The organism is Arthrobacter sp. Cr_A7, assembly GCF_029222765.1.
GTDB lineage: Bacteria > Actinomycetota > Actinomycetes > Actinomycetales > Micrococcaceae > Arthrobacter.
Map to the genome: position 1 here is coordinate 1 of NZ_JARHXQ010000067.1, position 2,868 is coordinate 2,868.

Consider the following 2,868-nt stretch of genomic DNA (forward strand, 5'->3'; position numbering starts at 1 on the left):
ATGATCCGCGCGTGCAGCCAGGACACGTTCCCGGCAGCCAGCGCATTCATGGCCGGCGGCAGCGCGCACAACTGCCGAGACTGGCGGACGAACGCCCCGGCGGCCCCCGAACCGATGGTCAGGACAGCGGCGATCTCCTCCACGACGGACATCTCAGCAAAAACCCGGTCCTGCAGGGAAGCAGTGGGCGGGGTCATGGCCTCCTGCAGTTCGAGGGCCTCGGCGGCATCCCGGGCCTTGATCGCTGCGACCTGCGCCTCCAGCCGGGAAACGAGGCCCATCCGTTTCAGCCGGATCTCGTACTGCCGTTCCAGCACATCAACCCCGGCGCTCCCGTCAACGACGGTGGCCGCCTTCATACCTTCTTCTTCAAGGAACAGCGCGTTGACGGCAGCCATAGTGGCAAAAACACCCTCCAATGGTGCTGCTATCACTGTGCTGTTTCCCATATCTAAATCATCGTGGGAGGGTACGACATTCTTTGGTACGTTGCCCAGTCAGGGCGAGATGGCGCGTCAAGCCAGCCTGCCGCCGTCGTAACCCTTAAAGCCCGCCCGCACTCCAATAGTCAGCTTGCTTATTACTTTCACCTTTCCTAGGCTGGAAACCGTCAGGCAAACAACTCTCGAAGCGGTAGTCCGCGCCCTGAAGCAGACGCGCTGCACGCCGCTTCACACGAGGAGGAAAAATGTCAGAACACAGCATCACAGGCAAGAAGGTCGCATTCCTGCTGACGGACGGCGTGGAGCAGGTTGAGCTGACCAGCCCCTGGCAGGCGGTAAAGGAAGCCGGCGGCGTGCCCACGCTCGTGGCCCCCAAGGCCGGCAAGCTGCAGGGCTACAACGGCACGGAAAAGGGCGACACCTTCGACGTCGACCTCACCGTCGCAGAAGCCAACGCCTCCGACTACGACGCGCTGGTCCTGCCCGGCGGCGTCGTCAACGCGGACCACCTCCGCGTGGACAAAGACGCGCAGGGCTTCACGCGAAGCTTCTTCGAACAGCACAAACCGGTCGCCTCGATCTGCCACGGACCGTGGCTGCTCATCGACGCCGGCGTGGTGCGGGGCCGCAATGTCACGTCCTACCACACGCTCGAAACGGACCTCAGGAACGCCGGCGCCAACTGGACGGACCAGGAAGTAGTGGTTGACCAGGGCCTGGTCACCAGCCGGAACCCGGACGATCTTCCCGCGTTCAACAGCAAGCTGGTGGAGGAAATCTCCGAAGGCGAGCACGCAGGCCAGACCGCCTGACACCTGTTGTTCCCTCAGGGTTTGAAAAAAGATCCCGCGCGGAGGAATTACTCCAGCCGGTAGAGTGTTGCCATCTGCAGCGGCCATGTTCGCGCACCAGACTCATTACTCTCCCTGAGGGAACACTCATGTCTACCGAAGTCTCTCCGCCCGCCAACGGCCAGTCCGTCAACACCGAAGGAATCAAGCCCGCCGCGCCGGAGAAGATGTCCCGCGAGTCCGTCACCATCATCACCACCCTGTTGGTGGCGACGTTTGTGGTGATCCTCAACGAGACCATCATGAACGTAGCCCTCCAGCGGCTCATGGTGGACCTCCAGGTGGACGCACCCACGGTCCAGTGGCTTTCCACCGGCTTCATGCTGACCATGGCAGTGGTCATTCCCACCACCGGCTTCATCCTCCAGAGCCTGTCCACCCGTGCCGTCTTCATGCTGGCCATGGGGCTCTTCGCCGGCGGCACCGCACTGGCCGCCGTGGCTCCCGGATTCGAGATCCTGCTGCTGGCCCGCATCATCCAGGCGGGCGGCACGGCCATCATGCTGCCGCTGTTGATGACCACCATCCTCACGCTGGTCCCGATCGCCAAGCGCGGGGCCGTGATGGGCAACGTCAGCATCGCCATCTCGGTGGCCCCGGCCATGGGACCCACCGTTTCAGGCCTGATCCTGGAGCACTTCACCTGGCGGTTCATGTTCGTGTTCGTCCTGCCCGTCGCCCTCGCGGCGCTGGCCATCGGTGCGAAGTACCTCACCAACGTGGGCGAAGCGGAGAAGACCAAACTCGACTTCGCGTCCGTACTCCTCACCGTCCCCGCGTTCGGTGGCCTGGTCTACGGCCTGAGCCAGATCGGCGGCGGCCACGGCGGCCAGGCGGGTCCGGGCACCACCGCGATTGCTGCCCTGGTTATCGGCGTGGCCAGCCTCGCCGTGTTCGTCCTCCGCCAGCTCAGGCTGCAGAAGGCCAGCGCCCCGCTGCTGGACCTCCGCGCGTTCAACTTCCGCATGTTCACCGTCTCGGTCCTGCTGATGGTGGTGGCCATGATGGCCCTGTTCGGCGGCGTGATCCTGCTGCCGCTCTACCTCCAGGAAGTCCGCGGCCTGGGCTCCCTCGAAACCGGGCTGGCACTGCTCCCCGGCGGACTGGCCATGGGCCTCCTGGGCCCGGTCATCGGCCGGCTGTTCGACAAGGTTGGCCCGCTGCCCCTCACCGTTACCGGGTCCATCCTGATGGTCGTGACCCTTTGGCAGTTTTCAATGCTCGACGCCGGCACGGAAGTCTGGTGGATCGTCACCTTGCACGTGGGGCTGAGTTTCGGCCTGGCGCTGCTCTTCACGCCGGCGTTTACCACCGGCCTGAACCCGCTGCCGCCGCACCTGTACTCGCACGGTTCAGCGATCATGAGCACCACGCAGCAGGTTGCCGGCGCCGCCGGCACGGCGCTGCTCGTGTCCATCTTCGCCGTGGTGTCCGCGACGTCGGGACTCGTCGCCGGGATGAGCGCCGCCTTCATGACGGCAACAGTCATCGCCTTCGCCGCCGTCGTCCTTTCCGCGATGATGCGCAAAACCGAAGGTGCCGGCGCGGGCCACGGCGGGCACTGATCCCAACTG

Annotated in this window: 2 protein-coding genes and 1 pseudogene; 2 read left to right on the forward strand and 1 reads right to left on the reverse strand. The window is 64.7% G+C overall.

Annotated features, from left to right (window positions below; translation table 11 throughout):
* Positions 1-449 (reverse strand): annotated as a pseudogene (locus tag P2Q66_RS04170) (HNH endonuclease); the annotation flags it as partial.
* A 239-nt stretch (positions 450-688) separates the two neighbouring features.
* Here P2Q66_RS04170 and P2Q66_RS04175 point away from each other — a divergent pair.
* Positions 689-1,255: a type 1 glutamine amidotransferase domain-containing protein gene (locus P2Q66_RS04175; protein WP_275725840.1), complete on the forward strand. Its 567-nt coding sequence runs from the start codon at positions 689-691 to the stop codon at positions 1,253-1,255.
* A gap of 128 nt (positions 1,256-1,383) precedes the next feature.
* Complete coding sequence (locus tag P2Q66_RS04180) at positions 1,384-2,859, forward strand: DHA2 family efflux MFS transporter permease subunit (protein WP_115525454.1); 1,476 nt, start codon at positions 1,384-1,386, stop codon at positions 2,857-2,859.
* The last annotated feature ends 9 nt before the right edge of the window (positions 2,860-2,868 follow it).

Excerpts from the sequence above, each read along its gene's own strand:
- P2Q66_RS04175 (WP_275725840.1), top strand. The coding sequence starts at position 689 with ATGTCAGAACACAGCATCACAGGCAAGAAGGTCGCATTCCTGCTGACG.
- P2Q66_RS04180 (WP_115525454.1), top strand. The coding sequence starts at position 1,384 with ATGTCTACCGAAGTCTCTCCGCCCGCCAACGGCCAGTCCGTCAACACC.